Source organism: Rhizobium gallicum bv. gallicum R602sp (genome assembly GCF_000816845.1).
GTDB classification, from domain to species: domain Bacteria; phylum Pseudomonadota; class Alphaproteobacteria; order Rhizobiales; family Rhizobiaceae; genus Rhizobium; species Rhizobium gallicum.
Genome location: NZ_CP006880.1, coordinates 555,261 through 579,912 on the forward strand (window position 1 = coordinate 555,261; position 24,652 = coordinate 579,912).

Annotated in this window: 21 protein-coding genes; 10 read left to right on the forward strand and 11 right to left on the reverse strand. The window is 59.9% G+C overall.

Annotated features, from left to right (window positions below):
• The first annotated feature begins 392 nt into the window (after window positions 1–392).
• The 3 genes from RGR602_RS25900 (at window position 393) to RGR602_RS25910 (ending at window position 3,537) form a co-directional block, all read left to right on the forward strand.
• On the forward strand, window positions 393–1,646 hold the full coding sequence (locus RGR602_RS25900; protein ID WP_040114895.1) for an ABC transporter substrate-binding protein: 1,254 nt from the start codon (window positions 393–395) through the stop codon (window positions 1,644–1,646).
• A gap of 121 nt (window positions 1,647–1,767) precedes the next feature.
• On the forward strand, window positions 1,768–2,685 hold the full coding sequence (locus RGR602_RS25905; RefSeq protein ID WP_407692069.1) for a carbohydrate ABC transporter permease: 918 nt from the start codon (window positions 1,768–1,770) through the stop codon (window positions 2,683–2,685).
• Between the two features lie 6 nt (window positions 2,686–2,691).
• Entirely contained in the window at window positions 2,692–3,537 is an 846-nt protein-coding gene (locus RGR602_RS25910; RefSeq protein ID WP_040114897.1) for a carbohydrate ABC transporter permease, read from the forward strand.
• 462 nt (window positions 3,538–3,999) lie between these two features.
• Here the strand turns inward: RGR602_RS25910 and RGR602_RS25915 are convergent, their stop codons facing one another.
• The gene (locus RGR602_RS25915; protein WP_040114898.1) at window positions 4,000–4,617 is read right to left on the reverse strand and encodes a TetR/AcrR family transcriptional regulator; all 618 of its coding nucleotides are present in this window, start codon (window positions 4,615–4,617) and stop codon (window positions 4,000–4,002) included.
• 106 nt (window positions 4,618–4,723) lie between these two features.
• Between RGR602_RS25915 and RGR602_RS25920 the strand changes: the two genes are divergently transcribed.
• The 3 genes from RGR602_RS25920 (at window position 4,724) to RGR602_RS25930 (ending at window position 9,212) form a co-directional block, all read left to right on the forward strand.
• Window positions 4,724–5,410: a PspA/IM30 family protein gene (locus RGR602_RS25920; RefSeq protein ID WP_040114899.1), complete on the forward strand. Its 687-nt coding sequence runs from the start codon at window positions 4,724–4,726 to the stop codon at window positions 5,408–5,410.
• Between the two features lie 32 nt (window positions 5,411–5,442).
• Window positions 5,443–5,724, forward strand: a complete 282-nt coding sequence (locus tag RGR602_RS25925; protein ID WP_028739465.1) for a YiaA/YiaB family inner membrane protein — start codon at window positions 5,443–5,445, stop codon at window positions 5,722–5,724.
• A 92-nt stretch (window positions 5,725–5,816) separates the two neighbouring features.
• A complete protein-coding gene (locus RGR602_RS25930) occupies window positions 5,817–9,212 on the forward strand; it encodes an acyl-[ACP]--phospholipid O-acyltransferase (RefSeq protein WP_040114900.1) in 3,396 nt (1,131 codons plus the stop codon).
• A gap of 236 nt (window positions 9,213–9,448) precedes the next feature.
• On the opposite strand, the gene RGR602_RS37670 is transcribed toward RGR602_RS25930, so the two are convergent.
• The 4 genes from RGR602_RS37670 to RGR602_RS25955 all read right to left on the reverse strand — a co-directional run bounded on the left by RGR602_RS37670 (window position 9,449) and on the right by RGR602_RS25955 (window position 13,275).
• A complete protein-coding gene (locus tag RGR602_RS37670) occupies window positions 9,449–9,751 on the reverse strand; it encodes a hypothetical protein (protein WP_170250272.1) in 303 nt (100 codons plus the stop codon).
• A gap of 106 nt (window positions 9,752–9,857) precedes the next feature.
• Window positions 9,858–12,035: a xanthine dehydrogenase family protein molybdopterin-binding subunit gene (locus RGR602_RS25945; protein ID WP_040114903.1), complete on the reverse strand. Its 2,178-nt coding sequence runs from the start codon at window positions 12,033–12,035 to the stop codon at window positions 9,858–9,860.
• 10 nt (window positions 12,036–12,045) lie between these two features.
• Window positions 12,046–12,516 carry a (2Fe-2S)-binding protein gene (locus RGR602_RS25950; protein WP_040114904.1) on the reverse strand — a complete coding sequence of 157 codons (471 nt, stop codon included), beginning with the start codon at window positions 12,514–12,516 and terminating at the stop codon, window positions 12,046–12,048.
• A 375-nt stretch (window positions 12,517–12,891) separates the two neighbouring features.
• Window positions 12,892–13,275, reverse strand: a complete 384-nt coding sequence (locus tag RGR602_RS25955; protein WP_246703703.1) for a c-type cytochrome — start codon at window positions 13,273–13,275, stop codon at window positions 12,892–12,894.
• Window positions 13,276–13,635: 360 nt separating this feature from the next.
• Here RGR602_RS25955 and RGR602_RS25960 point away from each other — a divergent pair, with 360 nt between their 5' ends.
• Window positions 13,636–14,358, forward strand: coding sequence for a response regulator (locus tag RGR602_RS25960; RefSeq protein WP_040114905.1), 723 nt, complete (start codon window positions 13,636–13,638; stop codon window positions 14,356–14,358).
• The gene (locus RGR602_RS25965; RefSeq protein ID WP_040114906.1) at window positions 14,355–15,803 is read left to right on the forward strand and encodes an ATP-binding protein; all 1,449 of its coding nucleotides are present in this window, start codon (window positions 14,355–14,357) and stop codon (window positions 15,801–15,803) included. Before RGR602_RS25960 ends, RGR602_RS25965 begins: the two co-directional genes overlap by 4 nt.
• A gap of 163 nt (window positions 15,804–15,966) precedes the next feature.
• On the opposite strand, the gene RGR602_RS25970 is transcribed toward RGR602_RS25965, so the two are convergent.
• The 5 genes from RGR602_RS25970 to RGR602_RS25990 all read right to left on the reverse strand — a co-directional run bounded on the left by RGR602_RS25970 (window position 15,967) and on the right by RGR602_RS25990 (window position 21,318).
• Window positions 15,967–16,881, reverse strand: a complete 915-nt coding sequence (locus RGR602_RS25970; RefSeq protein WP_040114907.1) for an SMP-30/gluconolactonase/LRE family protein — start codon at window positions 16,879–16,881, stop codon at window positions 15,967–15,969.
• 14 nt (window positions 16,882–16,895) lie between these two features.
• Entirely contained in the window at window positions 16,896–17,843 is a 948-nt protein-coding gene (locus tag RGR602_RS25975) for an ABC transporter permease (protein WP_040114908.1), read from the reverse strand.
• Window positions 17,840–18,787: an ABC transporter permease gene (locus RGR602_RS25980; RefSeq protein WP_040114909.1), complete on the reverse strand. Its 948-nt coding sequence runs from the start codon at window positions 18,785–18,787 to the stop codon at window positions 17,840–17,842. Before RGR602_RS25980 ends, RGR602_RS25975 begins: the two co-directional genes overlap by 4 nt.
• Complete coding sequence (locus tag RGR602_RS25985) at window positions 18,784–20,235, reverse strand: sugar ABC transporter ATP-binding protein (RefSeq protein ID WP_040114910.1); 1,452 nt, start codon at window positions 20,233–20,235, stop codon at window positions 18,784–18,786. Before RGR602_RS25985 ends, RGR602_RS25980 begins: the two co-directional genes overlap by 4 nt.
• A gap of 66 nt (window positions 20,236–20,301) precedes the next feature.
• Window positions 20,302–21,318 carry an ABC transporter substrate-binding protein gene (locus RGR602_RS25990; protein WP_040114911.1) on the reverse strand — a complete coding sequence of 339 codons (1,017 nt, stop codon included), beginning with the start codon at window positions 21,316–21,318 and terminating at the stop codon, window positions 20,302–20,304.
• Between the two features lie 281 nt (window positions 21,319–21,599).
• On the opposite strand from RGR602_RS25990, the gene RGR602_RS25995 reads away from it, so the two are divergent.
• Both RGR602_RS25995 and RGR602_RS26000 read left to right on the forward strand, forming a co-directional pair.
• Window positions 21,600–22,838, forward strand: a complete 1,239-nt coding sequence (locus tag RGR602_RS25995) for a GAF domain-containing sensor histidine kinase (RefSeq protein WP_040114912.1) — start codon at window positions 21,600–21,602, stop codon at window positions 22,836–22,838.
• 13 nt (window positions 22,839–22,851) lie between these two features.
• Window positions 22,852–23,616 (forward strand): response regulator transcription factor, encoded by a 765-nt coding sequence (locus tag RGR602_RS26000; RefSeq protein ID WP_052451762.1) that lies wholly within the window; start codon window positions 22,852–22,854, stop codon window positions 23,614–23,616.
• A gap of 491 nt (window positions 23,617–24,107) precedes the next feature.
• On the opposite strand, the gene RGR602_RS26005 is transcribed toward RGR602_RS26000, so the two are convergent.
• The gene (locus RGR602_RS26005) at window positions 24,108–24,650 is read right to left on the reverse strand and encodes an OmpA family protein (protein WP_040114913.1); all 543 of its coding nucleotides are present in this window, start codon (window positions 24,648–24,650) and stop codon (window positions 24,108–24,110) included.
• Window positions 24,651–24,652 lie beyond the last annotated feature (2 nt).

A 24,652-nucleotide genomic window follows, 5' to 3' on the forward strand; every position in this document is an offset into this window, starting at 1 on the left:
GCTGCTCGATGGTAACCCGAGCGCATCTGATCACGATCAGCTGGTCGAAGGCATTTTTGCGATGTCGACGACGCGTACGCTTCCCCGCTGAACCTCGCCTTTGTTCGATCAACGGGGCTTTCATTTGTTTTCCTTTGGGCGGGGTGGCTTTCATTTGTTTACGAAAGTAAAGAAAAAATGCGACACGAGGAACGTACAGGTTAGAAAAAAGCGTTTCGGGTTCCATGGGCAAAGGCCAGATTATTCAATGCCTTATTGGCTTTTTGTTTCTCCCTGTGGCCTGCCGGCTTGTTCCGATGACAGTTCTTCATTGACAGCTAGACCCCGAAAGGAACCTACTTTGGTCTCGATCGGGAGGATCGAGCAGAATATCGTTTCTATGGGAGGGAAACATGAACGTCAGAAGATATATCATGGCGGCTCAGTCCGCTGTGGCGGTCTGGGCGCTATGCGCCACCTGCGCCTTTGCTCAGACCAATCTAGAGTTCATTCAATGGTGGGAGCCCGAAATGCCCGCCGGTGCTTTGCGCAGCATCATGGACGATTTCGAGGCCGCAAACCCCGGCATCAAAGTGACGCTCGTCAGCGGCCCTTATTCTGCCACCCATGATCAGATCGTCGTTGGTGCTGCGTCGGGGACACTCAGCGATGTCGTCGGCCTTGACGGAGCATGGGTCAACGGCTTGGCAAAGCAGGGCGCAATCGCTTCGATGGACAGCCTGATGGCTGACGCCAAATATGATCAGAGCCAGATCGCCGATATTATCAAGGTCAACGGGCAAAGCGTCATGTTCCCGCTTGCCTCGTTCGTCTACCCGGTCTTCGTCAACCTCGATCTGGCAAAGGCCGCCGGCGTCGACAAGACGCCGACGAACCGGACAGAATTCGCCGATGCGGCGAAGAAGATGACCAATGCGGACAAGAACCAATACGGTTGGGTGCTACCGCTTTCGTTGCAAAATCCCGGCGGTATCCAGAATGACGTGATGTCGTGGGTCTGGGCATCCGGAGCATCCATGCTGAAGGATGGCAAGCCAGATCTCGAAAACGCCTCTGTGGTCGGGACACTTGAATATATCAAGTCGCTGCAGGACGCCGGCGTCATCGCGCCTGGTATTTTTGCCAAGAAGGAACAGGACAAGGTCGAAGAATTCGTCAATGGCCGCGTGGGTATGATGATCGATTCACTCGCTCACATCAATCTCATCCGCCAGCGAAACCCCAATCTCAAGTTCGGCATCTCCGCCCTTCCAGCTGTCGACGGTTATACCGGCAAACGTGGACTGCCCTATGCTTCCTGGGGTATCGGCATCAGCGACAAAAGCGAACACAAGGCAGAAGCGTGGAAGCTCGTTGAATATTTGATGAGCCCCGAAGTGAACAGCCGTCTCGTGTCGGTCGCCAATGCCTTCCCGGGCAATATCCACGCCAAACCCGATTTCTCGAAATCGGACCCGCTGTTTGAAGAAGCCTTCAAGATATTTCAAAGTGGGAAACTGGCCAACGAATTCGTCGGACTGCCGGTGGCCGAAGATCTCATGCGGCAGATGAACGTTGAAGTTCAAAAAATGTTCGACGGTCAGCAAACCGCTAAGGAGGCGGCCGCCAACACTCAAAAGCAGTGGTTGGTCGAATTCGACAAGTAAGGACGCCACCGACAATCATCGGTAGCGTGATAGAGTCTATCGCGCTGCCGCTGCGTCAGGACGAATTGATGCGTTTCACGATAGGCGGAATTCACATCTCATGAGCCTCGCCACAGAAACTATGATCCGGACTCAAGCCAGAACGCGCAAGCGTGGCATGCTGTCTTACAAGACGAGAAAGAGGCTTGTTCCCTTCTTCTATGTTGCCCCGGCGACGTTTCTATTCTGCCTTCTGATGCTGTTTCCCATGATCACCGTCCTGCGCTATTCGCTGATGGACGGCGCGATCACGAAAAAGGACGCGGCTTTCGTCGGATTGCAGAACTATGTGACGATCTTCAACGATCCGGTTTTCTGGCAGTCTGTCGGGCAGACACTCTACTTCACGGTGATGAGCGTCATCTTCCATCTTCTGATTGGTCTGGCCTTCGCCCTTTTGCTAAACAGCCAACGTGTCGATCCGTTGATCAGAAGCATCCTGCGGGTTCTCTACATTATGCCGTGGCTCTTCACAGCGGTGATCATCGCCATCATCTGGCGACTGCTCCTGGATCCCAATGGGGTCATCAACAGCATCCTGATGACGCTGCATATCATTAACTTCAAGGTCGAGTGGTTCTCTTCGACGAAAACCGCGCTGCACGCCTTGACCTTCGCGAACATCTGGGCGGGATACCCGCTCTATATGGTGAGTCTTCTCGCGGGTCTTCAGGGCATCCCCAAGGATCTCTACGAGGCCGCCGGCATTGATGGTGCTAACGAGTTCCAGAAATTCCGCTACATCACGATCCCGCAACTGATGCCGATTATCATCAGCATTGCCTTACTGGATTTCATCTGGACAATGCAGGTCTTTCCGCTCGTGTGGATGACGACGGGAGGCGGTCCGATCTACGCAACCGAGGTGCTTAGCACCTACACCTACAAACTTGCGTTTTCGAGTTACGAATTCTCCCGCGCCTCGGCGAGCGCAATCTTCATTCTGATCATCTCGATGGGTGCCACATATTTCTACATCAAACATCAGAAGGCCAGGTGACCGGCAATGGCAAAGCGTTCTCTCAGTCGCACCATACTACCGACGCTGCTGACATATCTCGGGCTCGCTGTTGGTCTGGTCTTCGCGGGCTTTCCGATCCTGTGGATGTTTTTCACTTCCTTGAAGTCAAACACCGAGATCTTTGCCCTGCCGCCGCGGCTGCTGCCCGACCATTTCACGAACGTCGCCTACCTCTCGATCTTCAACGACCCAGCGAAGATCCGCTTCTTCCTCAACAGCTATCTCGTCGCGGGAGTGGTAACACTTCTGACGTTGCTGATCGCCATTCTGACGGCCTATGGCTTTAGCCGGTATTCATTTCGGTTCAAGAATACGCTGAACGTGTTCATCATCAGTACGCAGACCGTGCCGCCGATCACGCTTTTGATCCCGTATTTCGGGATGGTCGTCGCCTTCGGCATTTTCAACACCTATTTTGCGCTGATTTTGACGTACATGGTCTTCACCCTGCCTTATGCGATCCTTCTGATGACCGGCTACCTCAATACCCTGCCAAGGGAGCTTGATGAGGCGGTGCTCGTCGATGGAGGGTCAAGTTGGACGGCGCTGTGGCGTGTAATCATCCCACTGTCAGTGCCTGGCATCGTCGCGACCGCGGTCTACACGTTTCTGTTGGCATGGAACGAATTCCTCTTCGCTCTGACTTTGACGAAGTCGATGGATATGCGGACTGTTCCTATTGGTATCGAGTTGCTTATGGGCCAACATGCCTTCGAATGGAACGAGATGATGGCGATGAGCGTGTTAGGATCACTCCCGCTCTTGCTCCTGTATCTGATCGCCCAGCGCTACTTCCTTGCGGGCATGGCAGCCGGATCGGTAAAGAGCTAGCAGGCGTGCAGCCGGGCGGGAGCAATGTTTTACTGTTTGGGAATCGGCATGGGGTCTCGGCGCCGGTTCGAAGATGAAACAATTGTTTTTGCTGAGGTGGCGGGGGTCATTGCTTGACGCCTATTCACAACGACCGCTTGACGGCGTGATTCCCAGGCGGAAGGATGATGGCTCGGTTTGGGTGCGGTATCGACGGCTGGTGGTAGCGCCGCCCGAAAAAATCTCGCCCTTCTTAAACAACGTCAATCAAATTGAGTGGGCATCCCGATCTGCCCCACATTCGCGTGTTGTTTTAACCTCCGACCGGACGGTCGCGGATGTCGGCGTATTGAGTTCCGCTGTGATTTGAAACGCCTTTCCGTTCCGGGCTCATCATGGGGTACCGCCAAATGGCAGGCGAGGTGAGCGAGACATCTGACCTGGTTGGAACAATTACGCAGCGTTCTCAAAACAACATTCCCGTCATGCCGGCGGCGCCCGTCCTGCGACCGCCCCAGCCGCGATGGTCAGGACGAATTCATCGAGTTCGCGTTCTAGCCTATCAGACGGCAAGCCGACGAAGCGCGCTTCCAGGCTGATGCTGACCACCCCATGCACCGCCCCGAACAACGTGCGAGCACGAATCGCCCTATCCTCTGTAGACATATCCGGCTGCAGGTCGGCGAGGGGCTCAGCGATCACGTCCATCAGGAACAGATGTTCATCGAGATGCCACTGGGGCGTCGGGCTGCCTTCGGGCGGATAGTGATCGAACAGGGCTTTCCACAGATTGCGATGAGCAAGCGCAAACCTAAGATATCCCTGCGCCAGATTGCGCAGTCGATCGGCGGGGGTGCGGTTCTTGACTTCCGCGAGAGCCAGCGATTCCTCCAGAGCTTTAAGCGTTGAGGAGTTGACCTGGATAATGAGCTCGTTGAGGTCAGCAAAGACCGTATAAAGACCTCCCAACGCACAACCGGCATCCTGCGTGACGTCGCGTGCACGCAAGTTTGCTAGCCCTTCGTTGGCTATCCTGTTGCGTGCGGCCTCGATTAACCGCGCCTTCAGGTCCTCGCGTTTTTGTTCTCTTCGACCGGCCATAACCACCCCATCTCATTCGTGAACGTTGTTCGAAAAAAGCTTGAACAACGTTCAAGGTTGTGACAAAACACCTTCGTGAACAACGTTCATAAATGGGAGATTCGAAATGTTCAACTTAATTGTCACACTGCTGCGGGGCAGGGCGCATGATGCCGAACGTGCTTTTGCCGACCGTAACGCCATTCCTCTGCTCAGCCAGCAAACTCGCGATGCGGCTCACGCCATCCAGTGTGCCCGCCGCGCAGTGGCGGTGGCAATTGCACAAAATGAGCAGGAAAAGAGCCAACACACGATGATCCTGTCCCGGATCACTGATCTCGAAACGCGCACTCTTGCCGCATTGGAAAAAGGCAGTGAGGGTCTTGCCCGCGAAGCGGCCGGCGCGATCGCTTATCTCGAAGCCGAGCGGGATGCGTCAGAAAAGGCCCAAGCCCAATTCACAACTGCGATTGCCAAGCTGAAGGGGATCGTGCGTGCCGCTGAAGCGCGATTGCAGGATCTGCAGCGCGGCGAGCGGCTCGCCCGTGCAACGGAACAAGCCCAGAAACTTGATCTCGCCGCTGCCGGATCTGGTCTTGCCACACTCGACGAGGCTGAGGAGACCCTTGCGCGCCTTCGCGCTCGCCAAAACCAGAACGATACGATTACCTCTGTGCTTAAGGAGATGGACAGCGCGCCTGGCGCTGCCGGGATCATCGAGAAGCTTGCCAATGCCGACTGTGGTGCGCTGTTGCGGTCATCGGCTGATGATGTGTTGGCGAGGCTCCGCACTCGTATCAACAACGCTGCCTGATACGCACTTCACTTAACAGAAGGACCACGACGATGAACGACAGTTTTCAGAAGCATTCCTCCAGCTGGGTCAGCTTTTCATACATCTCCTTCGGCACGGCAGCTTTCATGCTTGCAGCCGGCCTTTACATGATGCCGCTCGACCTCTGGGGCAAAGGCTATCTCGCCATGGGCATACTGATGCTGGTGCAAACGACGGTGAACATCACCAAGACGCTGCGCGACAACGCCGAGTCGGAGAAGTTGATCCGCAAGATCGAGGACGCCAAGACTGAAAAGCTCCTCGTCAACTTCAATCGTGGCAACGAAAGCTAAGACTTCTTAACCACATCACAGAGTTGTTTCTGTCCACAATTTTTGCGTAACAACTCTGTGGCTTTCTCTTGCGATCTAACGGGGAAACAGCCATGCACGGCAATCTTATGACATCGAGGAAGTTCGCGCCGTTATTCTGGACGCAGTTTCTCTCGGCCTTCAACGACAATTTCCTGAAGCAGACGCTTATCTTCCTGATCCTTGCGCAGATGGCCGCCGAGGGAGCTTGGCTCGTGACGCTCGCTGGCGGAATTTTTATCATTCCGTTCCTGCTTCTTTCGGCGCCGGGCGGCGAGCTTGCCGACAAATATGACAAGGCGCAGATGGCCGAAATCCTCAAGCGTTGCGAGATCGCAGTCGCGGCGATCTCCGTCATCGGTATCGCGCTGTCGTCGATCTGGGTCCTTATGCTGGCTCTTTTCGGATTCGGGGTTATCTCGTCGCTCTTCGGCCCGATTAAGTACGGCATTCTTCCCGATCATCTCGAACGCAAGGACTTGCCAAAGGCCAACGCGTGGATCGAGGGCGGCACCTTCATAGCCATCTTGACGGGCACGATCGTTGCAGCGCTTGCCTTCACGAACGGCGAGAATGTCTGGGTGTTCGGACCGATGATGATGGGGCTTTCGGTACTTTGCTGGTTCGCCGCTCGCATGATCCCCGCGACGGGTTCAAAAGCGCCCAACCTCGTTATCGACAGGAATGTCTTCCGCTCGAGCGTCACACTCGTCAATGAACTGCGGGAAGACAAGCGGATCTGGCGCTCGGCGCTAATGAATTGCTGGTTCTGGTTCGTTGGCGCATTCGTCATGTCGATGCTGCCCTTCATGGTTACGGAAATCCTTGGCGGTTCGGAGATCGTCGTCCCCGCCTATCTTGCCGTTTTCGCGATTTCCATTGCAGTCGGTTCAGCGATCGCCGGCTGGATGTCGGCAGGCCGCGTCGTCTTGCTGCCGGCACCAGTCGGCACCGTCATAGTGGCACTCTTCGGAATAGATCTCGCCTGGAACCTGTGGGGCCTGCAGTCCGCCTCTCATGCTGAAACCATCACCGCCTTCTTTGCCGGCACAAAGACCATGCGCGTGGCGCTCGATCTCACCGGTATGGCTATTGGGGGCGCATTCATGGCCGTGCCGACGTTCGCGGCGATGCAGGCGTGGGCAAACGAAGCCCGCCGTGCCCGTGTGATCGGAGCTGCGAACGTTTTGTCCGCGTTATTTATCACAACCGGCCTCGCGCTGGTCGCGATCTTGCAAGCCGTTGGTGTCTCCGTTCCGATGATCATCCTAGGCCTTTCGCTCATCAATGTCGGCGTTGCCTGGATGATGTTGAAGACGCTACCCACCAATCCATTCCGTGATTTCATTTCCATATTGTTCCGTGCCTTCCTGCGCCTTGAGGTGGAAGGTCTGGAGAACATCAAGAAGGCTGGTCGGGCGCCGATCATCGCGCTCAATCATGTGAGCTTTCTTGATGGAGCTCTGGCGCTTGCAATAACTGAGGAAGAGCCTGTTTTCGCCGTCGATTACAAGATTGCTCAGGCTTGGTGGGTTCGCCCTTTCCTGAGGATGTGCAAATTCCTTCCGCTCGATCCGACGAAGCCGATGGCGACACGTTCGCTCATCAAGATTGTCAACGAGGGCAATGCGATCGGCATTTTTCCCGAGGGGCGCCTGACGGTGACCGGGACGCTGATGAAGGTCTACGACGGCGCGGCTATGGTTGCCGACAAGACAGGATCGATGATCGTGCCCGTCCGTATCGACGGGCTCGAGAAGAGCTACTTCTCGCGCCTTTCGGCTGGCCAAGTTCGCCGTCGCCTCTTTCCTAAGGTCAAAGTGACAATCCTCGAGCCGGTGAAGCTCGACGTTCCCGCAGACATCAAGGGTCGCAAGCGCCGTGTCGCCGCAGGCGCAGCCCTGTATCAGGTCATGTCGATGTTGATGTTCCGTACGACGGACACCAATCTGACGGTCCTGGACCGTATCATCGAAACAGCTTTGGAAAGAGGTGGGGGAAAACTTGCAGTCGAGGATCCGATTAGCGGCCAGCTCTCCTATGCCAAGCTTCTCACCGGCGCGGCGGTTCTGGGGGCCAAGTTCAAGTCGTTGTTCCCCGATGAACAGACGCTTGGCGTCCTGCTTCCAAACGCCAATGGCACTGCTACGACGGTTCTCGCTGTGATGTCAGCGGGCAAGGTTCCGGCGATGTTGAACTTCACTGCCGGCGCCGCCAATATCTTGTCAGCGTGCAGGGCGGCAGAGGTAAAGCAGGTTCTTTCTTCACGTGCCTTCGTCGAGCAGGGCAAGCTTGGTCCCGTGTTCACCGAGCTCGAAAAAGAGATGAAGATCGTCTGGCTCGACGAACTGCGCACGACAGTTACCGTCGTGGACAAAGTTCGGGGCTTCCTCAACAGGTACGCGCCGCTGGTCAAGCGCACGGCCGATGATGCCGCCGTGATCCTGTTCACATCTGGTTCGGAGGGAACGCCGAAGGGTGTTGTTCTCACCCATCGCAATATTCTGTCAAACGCCGCCCAGGCGGCCTCGCGCATCGACTTCCATTCCGGGGATAAAGTCTTCAATATCTTGCCGGTGTTTCATTCATTTGGTCTGACGGCGGGGACCGTTCTGCCATTGGTCTCGGGCGTTCCGGTATATTTCTATCCGTCGCCACTTCACTACCGCGTCGTGCCGGAACTGATCTACACTTCCAACGCGACCATCATTTTTGGGACCGATACTTTCCTGAACGGCTATGCCCGAACTGCGCACCCGTATGACTTCCGATCGATCCGCTACATCTTTTCGGGTGCCGAGCCTGTCAAACAATCCACCCGCGAGACCTATATGGAGAAGTTCGGCCTGCGTATCCTTGAAGGCTACGGTGTTACCGAGACGGCGCCCGTAATCTCCCTCAATACGCCAATGTTCAACCGCTCAGGCACCGTCGGCAAGATCATGCCCGGAATGCAGTGGAAACTCGAGCCGGTCCCGGGTATCGATGAGGGTGGTCGCCTTTTCATCCGCGGCGCCAATGTCATGGCCGGCTATCTCCGCGCTGAGAACCCTGGCGTCATCGAATTGCTCCGTGATGGTTGGCATGACACGGGCGACATTGTCACAATCGACGATGATGGCTTCGTCAGGATCCGTGGCCGCGCGAAGCGCTTCGCCAAGATCGGCGGCGAGATGATTTCCCTCGCTGCCGTCGAGGCGCTTGCCGGCCAGTTGTGGGCCGGCGCCCTTTCGGTCGTTTCATCTATTCCGGATGCAAAGAAGGGTGAGCGACTGGTGCTGCTGACAGATGCGCCAAACGCTACTCGCGCCGAATTCGCGGCCTTTGCCAAATCCAGGGGAGCGATGGATATGATGGTTCCTGCGGAAATCAAAATCGGCAAAGTGCCGGTGCTGGGGTCGGGAAAGGTGGATTTTCTTGCAGCGAGCAAGATTGTCCAAAATTTGAATCCACCGCAGCACGCTGCGTGAAGCTCACACAAGGCGTGTACAGATCGGCGAAGCGCAAATGGTGTGTGAATATGCACGGAAGTTCGCCCCTTTCGGCGCAGAGCATCGACTGCCGGAGGCAGGACATCTCATCTGTTCGATTGCAGATCTAAGTGCTGTCGGGATCAATGTTCAACGCACCGGTGGGGTGAAACGCTATACCGAGACGCAACACGCTGCTATCTGCCGTGTCGCCAGCGGATTGCAACCAATCTCCACTAAACTTTGCGAGGGGCAAGTAACGTGTTGATGTTCCGGCCCGGAACATGGCGCAATCTCATTGCCTCCGAGCTCCTGTCGTCGATGCAGAGCGTTGCGGGTCTCGCGATGACCAATGCCGACAGGGGTTGGTCGGAGGCCGAAGTTGTGCGCGCCGGCGCGGATTCCAGGCCTATCGCCATCGCCAGAATGGAGAATACGAAAAGTGCGAGGCCAACGAAGTAGTCGGATATAGCATGCCGACGGCGGTCCAGATGCTCTTCCAGATAGTCCGGCTCTTGATCTCTGTCTTCGTCGTGCATGACAAACTCGCTTGGTTGGTTCTAGGGGTAAGGCTCCGCAAGGAGGGCCGCCAGGCATTCGTTGCGGAACCCGCTTTTGCCTATAAATGGCTGCATCTCGCCTTGTTCATGAAGGGTTATTGTTCTTGAACGGCAGTTGCCGGATCCGTTTGCCGGTAGCGGCGAAGACGGCGTTCAGAACGGCCGGTCCGGCGACGGCGATGGTCGGCTCGCCAACGCCGCCCCAGAAGCCGCCTGAAGGCATGATGATCGTCTCGACCGCCGGCATCTGCTCCATCCGCATCACCTCGTAGGTGTCGAAATTCTCCTGTTCGACGCGGCCGCCATTGATGGTGCATTCGCCGTAGAGGCAGGCGGAGAGACCGTAAACGAAGGACCCTTCGACCTGGCGTTCGGCCTGGGCGGGGTTGACGATATGACCGGGATCTGTTGCGGCGACGATGCGGTGGATCTTCAACTGACCGTCGGTGATGGAGATTTCCGCAGCGGCGGCGACATAGCTGGCAAAACCCATGATCTGCGCCAGGCCACGGTATATGCCCTGCGGCGCCGGCGTTTCCCAGCCGATGCGCTCGGCAACGGCTTCCAGAACCGCCAGATGTTTCGGATGGTTGGCCATCAGCTTCCGGCGGAAATCCAGGGGATCAATCCCGGCCGCATCAGCAAGCTCGTCCAAGAAGGTTTCCACGTAGAAGGCATTCTGGTTGAGGTTCACGCCACGCCAAAATCCGGGCGGTACTGGAGGATTGCGCATGGCATGGTCGATGAGGAGATTTGCGACGGTGTAGCCGAAGACACCTTCGCTGCCGCTGGCGTTCAGCCCCTGGAACACGATCGGATCGTGACCGTTCTCGCGAAACATCTGGGGACGGAGCGAGGAGAGGATGGACTGACCGCTGATGCGCATGTGAAGCGCCGTCAGATTGCCGTCGGCATCAAGCGCGGCCCGCATTCTGCACTGCGTCGTCGGGTGATAGGAGCCGTGCAGCATGTCCTCCTCGCGCGACCAGATGAGCTTGACCGGCGTGCCCGCAAACTCCTTGGCGAGCGTGACCGCCTGGCGGACATAGGATTCGTTGGCGCCGCGCCGGCCAAAGCCGCCGCCGAGATGCAGCTTGTAGACCTCGCATTGTCCGATCGGCAGGCCGGAGGCTTCCGCCACGTTGACAAGGCTGCTTTCGCCGTTTTGCGTCGGCACCCACACCTCGCACTTGTCTGGCGTATATCGCGCCGTCGCGTTCATCGGTTCCATCGTGGCATGGGCCTGATAGGGGAAGGAATAGGTTGCCGTGACGACCCGCGCTGCTCCCTCAAGTGCTGCGGGCGCGTCGCCGATCGAAGTGCCAACGAAGGCATCGTCGGCATCGAGGCCTTCGGCGAGCATTGCGGCGATGGAGGCACTGGTGACGGCGGTGTTCGGACCATCGTCCCAGACGACCGGCAACGCGTTGAGCGCCGATTGCGCCTGCCACCACGTCTCGGCAACCACGGCCACGGTTGCCTCATCGACCTGCACGACCTTGCGCACGCCTGGCCTCGCCGCGACGGCGGCGGCATCGAAACTTGCAATCTTGCCACCGAACGCAGGGCAGGCCTTCACCGCGGCGTTCAGCATTCCGGGCAGTTGCACATCGGCGCCATAGATCTGCCGTCCGGTGAGCTTGTCGGCAGTATCGAGCCGCGGAAGCGGCTTGCCGGCAATCTTCCAGTCCTTCGGGTCCTTGAGCGCGATAGTGCTTGGAACCGGCATCTGTGTGGCAAGCGCCGCCACGGCGCCATACGACGTCGTACGCCCGGAAGCGGGATGAGTGATGATGCCGTTCTGGACCGTGCATTCCGAACTCGGGACATTCCAGGTACTGGCGGCGGCTGCAATGAGCATTTCGCGTGCGGCGGCTCCGCCCTGCCTGACGTATTCGTGAGAGCCGCGAATCCCCTGACTGCCCCCGGTCGAGAAACTGCCCCAGACGCGCTCGCGTCGAAGGCTCTCCCCGGGCGTTGGATATTCGGTCGTAACCTTGGACCAGTCGCATTCGAGCTCTTCCACGACTAGCTGCGCCAGTCCCGTGAGCGTGCCTTGTCCCATTTCCGAGCGGGCGATACGGATGACGACGGTGTCGTCGGGATGGATCAGAACCCATGCATTGACTTCTGGCAATATATCCGATGCCGCCTGCTCGGCATTTGCCGACAGTGGAATCTGAAAGCCTAGTGAAAATCCGCCGGCCGCCACGGCCGTGCCGATGAGAAACTTGCGGCGTGATAGCGTGACCACATCATTCATCGTTCTACCCTCAGCCTTTCTGCGCGGCACTGCTGTTTGCAGCGGCAAGCTTGATCGCAGCCCGCACCCGGTTATAGGTGCCGCAGCGGCAGATATTGGTGATTTCCGCGTTGATATCGTCATCCGTCGGATCAGGGGTCGTATTCAGCAGAGCGGTGGCCGCCATGATCATTCCGGCCTGACAGTAGCCGCATTGCGGCACGTCAAGCGCGAGCCATGCCTGTTGGACCGGATGGGAGCCATCCGGGGAAAGCCCTTCGATCGTGACGATCTCCTGGTTTGCGTCAATCGCGCTGACCGGCATAGCACAGGAGCGCGAGGCGACGCCGTCGATATGCACTGTGCATGCGCCGCATTGCGCAATGCCACAGCCGAACTTCGTGCCGGTCAGGCCGGCCTGTTCACGCAAGACCCACAAAAGAGGCGTTTCCGGATCCACGTCGATATCGCGGGCCACGCCGTTAATGGTGAGTTGAACCATGACATGCTCCAATCTCTTGAAAGAAAGTCCCAGATGCGATGGCGGTTTTACCCGCCATCGCGCGCCGCTCGATCAGGATGCAGGTGTGGTATCCGGTCAGCCGGCGTTGCGTTGCGCGTCCGATCCGGACTGGTCGGCCGGGGGAACTGGCTGCGATTGCGAGCTGGCGGACTGGAGCCGCGTGCAACCGGACCCTTGAGCCGAGGCAGTGCCTGCCGCCGCAAGAAGGCCGACGGAGGCTGCGAATGCGATAAGAAAATTCTTCATGGATGCCTCACTTCTGGTTGAAGTTTGAATTGCCTGAGACGGACGGTCCCGATCTCTGGCTGCTACCGGAGCTTTCGCTCCGTCTTTTCCCCGCCTGGCGCATGCGCCCTAGTTGGCGGCGGAAAGGCTTCGCAGATAGGCGATGATCGCCGATCGCTGCGCCTCGTCACGAATGCTGGCGGTCATCGTCGTGCCGGGAACGACCTGCCGCGGATTGGCGAGAAAGGCTTGCAGCCTCTCCTCGTCCCAGACGATGCCAGACCCGCCGAGCGCTTTCGAATAGCGTGCGCCTTCGATGGTTCCCGCCGACCGGCCGAGAAGGCCGGAAAGATGCGGTCCCATCCGGTTTTCGCCGCTGTTGACACTGTGGCAGGTGCCGCAGCGGGTGCGGAACAGCCTTTCGCCCTCCGGATTGACCGGCTCCTGCGCCAGGCACTGGCCGGCGAGCGATAGCGAGAACACCAGCATTGAACCGAGACAGATTGGTTTCATCGAAAATCCTCACGTCATTGCGTCTTGTATCGTTGGGACTGCCCGGATGCAGATGAACGGCTGCTTCGCTGCAGATCGTTTCGACGCTTGCAGGCTAGGGGCGGTTTGTCGCAGAGATGTGCCAGACGGTCAGGAAAATTGTCGCGAAATGTCTCAAGCCGTCCGGATATGCATCCATACGCGCCTGGGGCCGGACCGAAGACGGATGCGCCAGTTCAGGCTAAACCTTGGAAGGGCGAGCAATTCGCCAGGTAACCGGATCGCTGGTTTTGACAAACTTTGATACACTTTTGGAGATGCCGGGATTTTTCCGTCATTTTATATTGCGTTCATGTCTTCATTCCATGCGCGAGGCGCTCCATGCAATCGGCACCCCATATCGTCGTCGTAGACGATCACCGGGACATCCGTGACCTTGTCGGCAAGTATCTTTCCCAGCAGGGCTACCACGTCAGCGTTGCCGATAGCGGCGCGGCACTGCGGCGAATCGTCGAACGCGGCGCCCCGGACCTGATCGTTCTCGATGTCATGATGCCGGGCGAGGATGGTCTGTCAGTCTGTCGCCAGCTGCGTGGCACACTGGAGATACCGATCATATTCCTGACAGCGATGGCGGACGATACCGACCGCATCATCGGGCTGGAGCTCGGCGCCGACGACTATCTCACCAAGCCCTTCAACCCGCGGGAGCTTCTGGCGCGCATCAGGGCGGTGCTGCGCAGGGTCAATAGCCTGCCACCGCAGCAGCGCGAGACGATCAAGGCGAAAACCGTGACCTTCGATCAATGGCGGCTCGATGTCGGGCGCCGGGAACTCATCGGCGAGGACGGCGTCGGTATCGCGCTCAGCACCGCGGAGTTTCGCTTGCTAAAGGCCTTCCTGGAACATCCGGGCCTCGTCCTCAGCCGAGATCAGCTTCTCGATCTGACGGTCGGCCGCACCGCCGATTTTTTCGATCGCAGCATCGACAACCAAGTCAGCCGGTTGCGCAAGAAGATCGAGTTCGATCCGAAAAATCCCGCCATCATCAAGACCCATTGGGGTGGCGGCTACAGCTTTTCTGCGGAGGTGGCATCCGGATGACGCGATGGTGGAAAAGGAGCCTTGCTGCCCAGTTCATCGGCTTCATGCTGCTTGCGCTCGTTATATCGCAGGCCCTTGCATTCCTTATCTCTTGGGACGAGCGCGACAAGGCCCTGCGGGCGGCCGCCAAGGGTGAGTTCTTCAGCCGCACCGCATCTCTTGCGAGGCTGCTCGAATCCCTGCCTGTTCCTCTTCGCCGGGACGTCCTGCTTGCCAGTGGAACAGGCTACTCGCGCTTCTGGATTTCCGCCGACGATCCGGCCGATGCGGACCAATGGCGCACGGTGGCAGTAGCACAGCTTGCAAAACCATTGCCGAACTTGCCCGACTCGCGTCGGAACTGGCAGGTGCAGCCGAGGGACCTGCCAGCGAAGCTTGGCTATGAACACGGCCTCTTCGCGGCTGCAAACGCTTCCGATGACTGGACCACCTTGGCGTCTGGACCATGGTCCCTGCCGCATCCGGCGAAGTTCCTCTATTTCGATCAAACGAACGGAATGGGGCTTGCCGTCCGGCTCAGCGACGGCAGCTGGTTGAATTCCGCCTATCACAAGGTGATGCCGAGCACGCTCTGGAACACGCAATCGCTGTTCTCGCTCGGGATAACGGCGATTGTTCTTTCGATCATCGGTGTCTTCACCGCCAATCGCATTACCCGGCCGCTGCGAGGGCTTGCCTCGGCCGCCGAGGCTCTTGGGCGGGGCGAGACCGTGGAGAAGCTGCCCGAATCCGGCCCCGACGACATCCGCCAGACAGCGGAGGCGTTCAATCGGATGCAGTCCCGGCTGCATCGTTTCGTTGAGGATCGGATGCGCATGCTTGCGGCGATCAGCCATGACCTGCGCACGCCGCTCACATCCTTGCGTTTGCGCGCCGAATTCGTTTCGGATCCCGACGTACAGCAACGGATGCTGGCGACGATCGACGAAATCCAGACCATGACGGAGGCGACGCTTGCGTTTGCACGAGGAGAGGCGACCGTCGAGGAAACCAGGACGATCGAGCTCAACGCGCTTGTCGGAAGCCTTTGCGACGACCTTGCGGAAATAGGGCAGAACGTGGAATTTTCCGAAGGCACCAAGATCAACTATCGCTGCCGCCCCGAAGGCCTGCGCCGGGCCATCCGCAACTTGGTCGAAAACGCGGTCCGTTATGGCGGCGCGGCCAAGGTTCATCTCTTTCATACGCCTACGACGATCGACATCGTCGTCGAGGACGACGGCCCCGGCATTCCCGAAAATGCAACCGAACAGGTGTTCGCGCCCTTCTTCCGCCTCGAGCAGTCGCGCAGCCGCGAGACTGGCGGCGTCGGGCTGGGGCTTTCGATTGCCCGAGCCATCGTCCGCCACCACGGTGGGGACATCGTACTTTCCCAGAATCGGCCGGCGCAGAAGTGGCCGGGGTTGCGGGCGTCTGTCTCTCTGCCCAAGGTGATGTCTGGTTGAAGTCGATGGGTAAGGGAGCAGTCGCCGCCGAACAGGTTGGCTGGTCGTTCATCGAGCGCGGCGATCCAACCTGCTCGAGGTAACCATCTCGCAATACGACGATCCGGTCGGCCATCGTCATCGGGAAATGACGGGTCTTTCGGTCAAATCCCCCAAGGCAATCCTACGGCAGCTGAGAGCCGGTCACAGCGACGTAAAGTGCATAGAGCGAGCGGGTTGCTGCGATGAACAGCCGGTTGCGTTTGGGCCCGCCGAAGGTGAGGTTCGCAACGGTTTGCGGTACGCGGATCTTGCCGATCAGTTTGCCCGTCGGGTCGAAGCAATGCACGCCATCACCGGCGCTCGACCAGAGGTTTCCGTTCACGTCTGTGCGGATGCCGTCTGGAATGCCGTTGTCGATGAGGCAGAAGACACGGCCGTTCGCAAGCCGCCTGCCGTCGACCACGTCGAAAGCGCGGATGTGACGCGGTAGGCTTTCGTCATGGCTTGCTGCCGAATCCGCCACATAGAGGATTGTCTCGTTGGGCGAGAAGGCAAGGCCGTTCGGCTGGATGAAATCCGTGGCGACCGCCGCAAGCTCGCCGGTCGTCGGATCGAGCCGGTAGACATTGCGGGTCGGTTGCTCCGGCTCCGCGCGATAACCTTCGTAGTCCGACATGATGCCGTAGGTGGGATCGGTGAACCAGACCGTGCCGTCGGACTTCACCACCACATCGTTCGGCGAATTGAGCCGTGCGCCCTCGAAACGGTCGGCGAGCACGGTGATCGAGCCGTCGACCTCGGTGCGTGTGACGCGGCGCGTACCGTGCTCACAGGAGACGAGCCGTCCCTGCCTGTCGCGCGTATGGCCGTTGGTGAAGTTGGACGATTGCCGATAGACGGACACGCCGCTCTCGGGTGTCCATCGCATCATGCGCTGGTTGGGAATGTCGCTCCACAGGAGTTGGTTCGCATCGTTGAACCAGACGGGGCCCTCCGCCCAGCGGCAGCCGGAATAGAGTTCGTCGAGACCGGCGCTGGTCACGATCATCTGCCGGAAGCGCGGGTCGTGGATTTCGTAGATGTCGGCCTCGGCCATGGCGGTGTTTCCGTTTATCGCATGCCGAACCGGCGACCGCCGGCGAGCATGATGACGCTGATGATGATGAGGCCGGTCATGATGAGGCGGATGCCCGCGCCCAGCCCGTAGGTGTTGAGCATGGAAACGACCAGGAACATGAAAAGCGATGCGCCCCAGATGCCTGGCACGTTGGAATCGCCGCCCGCGACGGCCGTGCCGCCGATGACGACGACGGCGATCGACATCAGGAGATATTCCGAGCCCATGTTGAGCGCTGCGCCGCCGGAGAAGCAGGCGAGCAGATAACCTGCGACTGATGCCAGCACGGCGCAGAAAAGGTAGGTTACGAAGCGCGTGCCGTCGACCGGTATGCCCGCCATGCGCGCGGCCGGCATGCTCTGGCCGATCGCCGAGATCCAGCGCCCGTAGATCGTCTTCTCGAGCAGGAACCAGGCGAGGATCGAGATGAGGAGCGCTACGATCGCCACGTTCGGCGCGCCGAGCGTGTTCGACGTGGTGAACTCTGCAAGCACGCTCGGAGGCTTGATGCGCAATCCCCGATTTGTCCAGATCGCGGCGGACTGCACGATGAAGCTCATGGAAAGCGTCGCGATGATCGGCGGAATGCGCAGCGCCTTGATGAGCGCGTAATTGCAGAGGCCGACGATGAAGCCGATAACGATGACGACAAGAAGGCCAGGCAGGATCATGCTGTTTTCGACATTCATGAGCTTTAGCGCCACCGTGCCGGAAAGCGTCATGGTGGCGGGGACCGAGAGATCGATATTGCCAGGACCAAGCGTGATGACGAACATCTGGCCGATCCCGACGATGACCGAAAAGGCCGCGAAGGTGAGCGCGGCCTGCGACAGGCCGAGCGTGCTGGCGCCGAGCGTCACCATGATCGTCAGGAACCATACGATAAAAGCGGCAAGCCACGACCAGGTCCAGGGTTTGCCGAAAAGGCGGAGCGGGATCATCGGCGTTTCTCCCGCTTCTCGAGGCGGTTCAGCATCAGGCGGAGCGCGAGCACAATGATCAGGATCGCGCCCTGAGCCCCGATCTGCCAGTCCGGCGAGATGCGTAGGAAGGACAGGAACGAGCCGGCGAGCGTCAGCGTCAGCGCGCCGATTACCGCACCGATAGGGGAGACGCGGCCGCCGATGAACTCGCCGCCACCAAGAATCACGCCGGCGATCGACAGCAGCGTGTAGCGCAGCGCGATATTAGCATCGGCTGAGGTGGTCAGGCCGACGAGGGCAATGCCAGCAAGAACCGCGAAAAGGCCGGCAAGGCCATAGGCGGCGGCGCGCGCCCCGACAATCGACCAGCCGGCGCGTTCGACAGAGCGCTGGTTGCCGCCGATGCCGCGGATAAGCACGCCGAGCGAGGACCGCATGACGACGAGATGGGCGAGGGCGGCGACGACGATGCTGGCGACGATAGCCATCGGCGCCAACGGGGGTTTGACGGTCATCAACCAGCGCACCCAGTCCGGTGCCTGCCCGCCCGGTGACGGCAGCAGCAGTACGGCAAGGCCGCCCCAGACGAAGCTCATGCCGAGGGTCACGACGATGGACGGCAGGTTGCGCAGATGGATGACGACACCGAGCGCCGCATATGTCGCGATCGCGCCGGCAAGGATCAGAACGCCGGTCACGGGGGCATCCCGCAGAAAGGTCGCGGTTACGCAGGCGATGAAGCTGACGAAGGTGCCCATCGATAGATCGAGATCGTTCACGGCCATCACGAGCATCTGGGCGATCGTCGCGAGCGCGATGGGCACAGCCAGATTGAACAGCAGGTTGAGCCCCACATAGCTCATGGCGCGGGGCTGCAGCCAGAAGACGGCGGCGAGCAGCATCGTCAGCGACAGGGCGGGAATGGCAAGACGCATGGCGTCGGACGAGAGCCGGAACGTCATGCGGCGACCCCCTCGAAGGAGGCGGCGATAATGTTCGTCTCGTTGACGGCGTCGCCGGCGAGCTCGGCCGCGATACGGCCCTCGCGGAAGACGTAGACGCGGTCGCAGAGGCGGACCTCGTCCATCTCCGTCGAGTACCAGATGAAGGTGCGGCCGTGCGCAGCTTCCTCGCGGATGATTGAGTAGACCTCCTGCTTGGTCCCGATGTCGACGCCGCGCATCGGATCGTCCATCAGGACAATCGGAGCACGCGTCGCAAGTGCGCGCGCGAAGAGTACCTTCTGCTGGTTGCCGCCGGAAAGTGACAGGATGCGGTTGTCCATATCGGGCGTGCGGATCTCGATCCGGCGCTTCCAGTCGGCGCCTTTCGTCCCCTCTTCGCTTGTGAGTATGAGGCCGCGCCGGGACAGGTCGCCGAGCGATGCGATGGAGAAGTTGCGCAGGATGCTCCACAGCTCGAAGACGCCGTTGAGGCGGCGGTCGCCGGCGACGAAGGTGACGAGCGGATCACGCTCAGGCAGCCAGTTGCCGGACTGGGAGGCATGCAGGGCGAGCAGGAGCTCGGTCTGCCCGTGGCCGGCCAGACCCGCCAGTCCAATGATCTCGCCCTTGCGCGCCATGAAGGAAACACCCGCTGCCTGATGAGACAGAATGAGCGGCGCGGCGGACTGTTCGCGCGCCGAGCGCTGCCCGGTCTCCTCTTTCGCAACGGTGCCCATGGCTTCCACGACGCCATGATGGTCGAAGGCGTGTGCCGGACGTTCGGCGACAAGGCGGCCGTCCTTCATGACGACGATGCGATCGGAGGTTTCGAGGATCTCGTGCAGGATATGCGAGATGAAGATGACGGACCCGCCCGCGACAACGAAGCGGCGGACATGGTGGAGCATCTGGCGAGCAAGGCTTGCATCGAGTGACGAGGTCGGTTCGTCGAGGATCACTAGCCGCGGCGCAATGCCGGCGTCGGAAAAGGCCATGGCGATCTCGACCATCTGCCGCTCGGCGATCGAGAGATCTCCCACGGTCCGAGTGCTATCAATGCCATGGCCGGGAAAGACGGCGTCGAGGCTCTTCTCAATGATTATTGCGGCGCGCCTGCGCCAACCAAAGCCACCGAGATCGCGATGCATGATACGGGCGTTCTCGACGATGGAGAGGTTGGGGCAGAGGGAAAGTTCCTGGAAGACACAGCGCACGCCGCGGGCACGTGCGACGTTGATGCCATAGCGCTCCAGCCGCTCGCCGTCGCTCGTGACGCTTCCTTCGTGCGGTGTGAGGCCGCCGTTGATCACGCTGACGATCGTGGACTTGCCCGCTCCATTATGTCCGACGAGCCCGACGCATTCGCCCGGCATGACATGCAGCGTCACGCCGTCGAGTGCCCTGACCGCGCCGAAGCTCACCTTGGCGCCATCGACCGCGATCACGGCCTTCAATACGTCTTTCATGCTGCCCGCCTGCTCGCAAAGAATGCCACGCTGCCATTTGCGGCCGCGCGGCAGTCGCTGGGAGATTTACTTTGCCGACTCGATGACCTTGACTGCATCTTCCTGCGTGTATTCGACATTGGCGACGCCGCCGGCCTGGGTATTGGCGAGGTTCGTTTCGAGATTGTCCTGGTCGATGCGCAGGAAGGGTACGACGAGGTCCTTCTTGACCTCCTTGCCGTCGAGGATCTGCTGGGCGACCCAGAAGGCGAGCGTGGAGACGCCCGGCGCAATGGATACGGACATGGTCTCGTAGCCCTTCGCGTCCTTCTGCTCTTTCCACCACTTCAGTTCGTCTTCGCGGTTGCCCATGATAATGATCGGCATCTTCCGGTCGGTCGCGGCAATCGCCTGGGCCGCGCCATAACCGTCGCCGCCCTGCGTCACCACGCCGACGATGTCGGGTAGGCTTGGCAGGATGCCGGCAACAGCTTTCTGCGCCACGTCCTGCGCCCAGTCTCCATGAACGGAGCCGACCACCTTGAACTGCGGAAACTGCTTGGCGCCCTCATGGATGCCCGCCGAGATCTCATCGTCGACGAAGACACCGGCAAGGCCGCGGATCTCGAGCAAGTTGCCGCCGTCTGGGAGTTTCTTCGACAAGTACTCCACCTGGCTGCGGCCCATTTCCTTGAAGTCGACGGCGATGCGCCAGGCACAGGGTTCTGTGACGATGCCGTCGAAGGAAACGACGGTGATGCCGGCGTCGCAGGCTTCCTTGACTGCGCCGTTTAGCGCCGTCGGCGAGGCGGCGTTCAGCACGATTGCGTCATAGCCCTGCAGGATCATGTTCTGGATCTGCGCGGCCTGTTCCGTCGCCTGGTTCTCGGCGGTGGTGAAAGCGTCGGCTGCGGCAACGACGCCACTCTTCACGGCTTCGCCAGTCACCTTTCCCCAACTCGTCAGCATGGCTTGACGCCACGAGTTGCCAGCATAGTTGTTGGACAGGGCGATCTTCTTTGCCGACGTCTCGGCAAAGGCGGAAACGGGCATCGCGGCGCAAGCTATAGCGGCCGATGCCAGAAGCATCTTACGGATTGTCATGTCTCTCTCCCTCATGATCGCGCCGGTCAGCGGATCGCTTCACTCCTGTCTGCCCAAAATGGGTTCGAGTGAAAATTGTTCTTGCACTGAGCATCCTCCTCTCAGTAAGGGCAGGATGCGGGAGATCGACCGGCCTGTATAGGGGCAAGGCGGCAAGTCGTTTGCGGGTTTTGCGCAACAAGCTGCGGGTTTCCGCAAGACGGCGGCGCTTCCGCGAGGCTTACTGCGAAGCGATCGCGGCGGGTTGAGGAGCCTGCTGCCGTCTCGGGGAGGAAATGACAATGCTGCATCTCGCACCCGCAGCCATGTTCGACCACTATCTCGGCATTTCCCGGCTGCTCGCGGGCCAGCTCGACTTCCGCTCGGCCATCCGTTCAGTCGCGGCCGAGGTTGCCCATATCATCCCGCACGATCATCTCGATGTCTGTGTTCTCCTTGAGGGCGGCAACTACCACACGGCCTACGAGACGGGCATCGAGACTGCCTGGGGCGACCTTGCCGGCGCGCCGGTGGTCAACAGTCCCATCCGCTCGCTGCTCTGGGGCGAGGTGGACTTTCTCCTGGCGGACGACGCCATGACGGACCCGCGTTTCCATTTCGAGGGCGCGTTCAAGCGGCCGATCGTCGAACAGTCGCTGAGGAGCCGCTTGCATGTACCGATGAAGGTACAGGGCACGATCATCGCGGCGCTGTCGTGTTCGTCGCAAAGGGCGGATGTCTATACCATGGAGGATATCGAACGCGCCCGCATCATCGCCGACCTGCTGACGCCCTATTTCTTCGCGCTGCAGGCGGCCGAGCAGGCGCAGCGCTCAGCCATCGTGGAGGCGGAGGCCCGCGCGCGCGAGGAGGGCTTGCGACAAGGCGCGTTGAAGCTGACCGAAGCACTGGAGCAGGAACGCCAACGGATCGGCATGGACCTGCACGACCAGACGCTCGCCGACCTGACGCGGCTCGCCCGCCGGATCGATCGGCTGTCGCGCAATGCCGAGGTGGCGCAAGAGGCGCTCGAGCCCATCTCCCGTTCCCTCCAGCATTGCATGCAGGATCTGCGGCAAATCATCGAGCAGGCAAAACCCTCCGTGCTCCAGCTCTTTGGCCTCGCCCAAGCGATCGAGCATCATCTGGACCGATCGACCCGCGATACTGGATCGGGCATCGAATGGGGCCTTGTCGACGAGACGCACGGCGCACTGGAGCGACTGGAGCCGACTGTCAGCGTCGCGCTGTTCCGTATCGCGCAGGAGGCGATCAACAATGCGGTGCGACATGCCGCCCCGCTGGCCGTCATGGTTCGGCTCGAGGCCGACGACGACCGGCTGTCGATCGAAATCTCCGACGACGGGACCGGGCTCGCCAAGACGCGGGGACGGATCGGCGGAGGCATCGACAACATGAAGACCCGTGCGCGGCTCATCTCGGCGCGCTTCACGACCGGGCCCGGCCACAACAATCGCGGGACTGTGGTGCGCGTCGTGCTGCCGCTCGTGCCGCACGACCCGGCGAGCGAGTCAAACTGAGGAGAAGGGCACGATGAAGGTTCTCATCGTCGAGGACGACCCGCTGCACCGGTCCTATCTGCACGAGGCGGTCAACGCTGCCCTGCCGGAATGCGACACGGTGATCGAGGCGGAAAACGGAACCGTCGGCGAGAAGCTCGCCCGCGACCACAAGTCGGCGCATATCGTCATGGACTTGCAGATGGCGAGCCGCAACGGCATCGAGGCGGCGCGCACGATCTGGAAGGAGCGGCCGGAAACCCGCATCCTGTTCTGGTCGAATTACTCGGACGAGGCCTATGTGCGCGGCGTCTCCCGCATCGTGCCGGACGGCGCCGCCTATGGCTATGTGCTCAAATCCGCCTCCGACGAGCGGCTGAAGCTTGCGCTGCGCTCGATCTTCATCGAGAGCCAGTGCGTCATCGACCGCGAGGTGCGGGGCCTGCAGCAGAAGAGCCTCGGCCAGACGAACGGCTTCACCGATTCCGAATACGAGATCCTCGTCGACATCGCGCTGGGCCTCACGGACCGGGCCATCGCCAAGCGTCGGGGCCTGTCGTTGCGCAGCGTGCAGAACCGCTTGCAGCAGCTCTACGACAAGCTGGACGTCTACCAGACCGCCGGCGACGACCACGAGGACGGCCGCTTCAATCTCCGCGCCCGCGCCGTTGCGGTCGCTTTCCTGCGCAAACTCCTGAACTACAGCGCTCTGGAGCGGGCTGAGGCGGAGGTGCAGGAGTGGCTTGATGGATTGCATGACAGCCCGCGCGACAGGAATCGCAGGCGGGCTCGAACCTGAACTCGCCGCAGCGATCGATGGCTTCTTCCCATTATGGGCGGTCGCTGATGGTTCGCACGATTTTCGAGAAGAATTCCCGGCGACCCCGTTGCCGTTCTCGCCTGATTGAACTGTCGATCCAAGAGATACTACCCCACGGGCTAAAGTTGCCGATGTCTGCAGTTTACAGCGTGGTCGCTCCGCCAGACCCCGCGGGCGGGGGGATAATTGACCGTCTCAAATCGTGTTCTGGCGGCAATCTGAAAACAGTCAGCCTTTTGCATTGTTCGGCGCCGCAGGCGCGAACACACTTTGGAATACATGACGACCACAGGCGAAATTCGCGCTGTTAATTCGAAAACGACCTCGGATTGGATTCGTTTCAAAGGCATCCGGTCCGCCGGACGACCTGTCCATCCAGAACGGTATTTCGACTTGCTTGCCACGGGCGGTCATTCTTTTGTGATCCCAGAACGGAGCAGGTGAGAAGCGCCAAAAGGCCCGGTCCGTTGTCAAGCTCCTTCATCATCGCGCTGGGTGCGAAGATTGGAGACAACGCGCCGGTTCTGCACCTTGCACGAGCGCTCCGCGCAATCGCGGACTTCGCGGTCCTTGCCGTAACCTTTGGCCCACATGCGCCTGGCGTCCACGCCCTTGGAGGCGAGATAGGCCATTGCCGCATCGGCGCGCTTCTGCGACAGCGCCACCATTTTGGACGCGGAACCGGAATCGTCGGCAAATCCTTGCAATTTGACCAGCCAATTCGGGTTCTTGTTGAGCCAAGTGGCTTGGTTATCCAACGTCGCCATGGCGACGGAATCGAGCGTGGCGGAGTCCTGTGTGAAGTAGATCCGTCGACCGGCATTGAGGATGAAATCCTCTTCGCTGCCAGCCGTTATGTTGTCGAAACCTGGCGCGGGATCGTTGGTCTGACCGGTCATCGGCGCCGCGGCAGGTTCTTCCATTGAGGCGATATGGGTGGTGGTGCAGGCGGCGAGCACCAAGAGCATGGCCGCGGCAATAACGCTCCTCGTGTATCCGATGGTAGCAGACATCT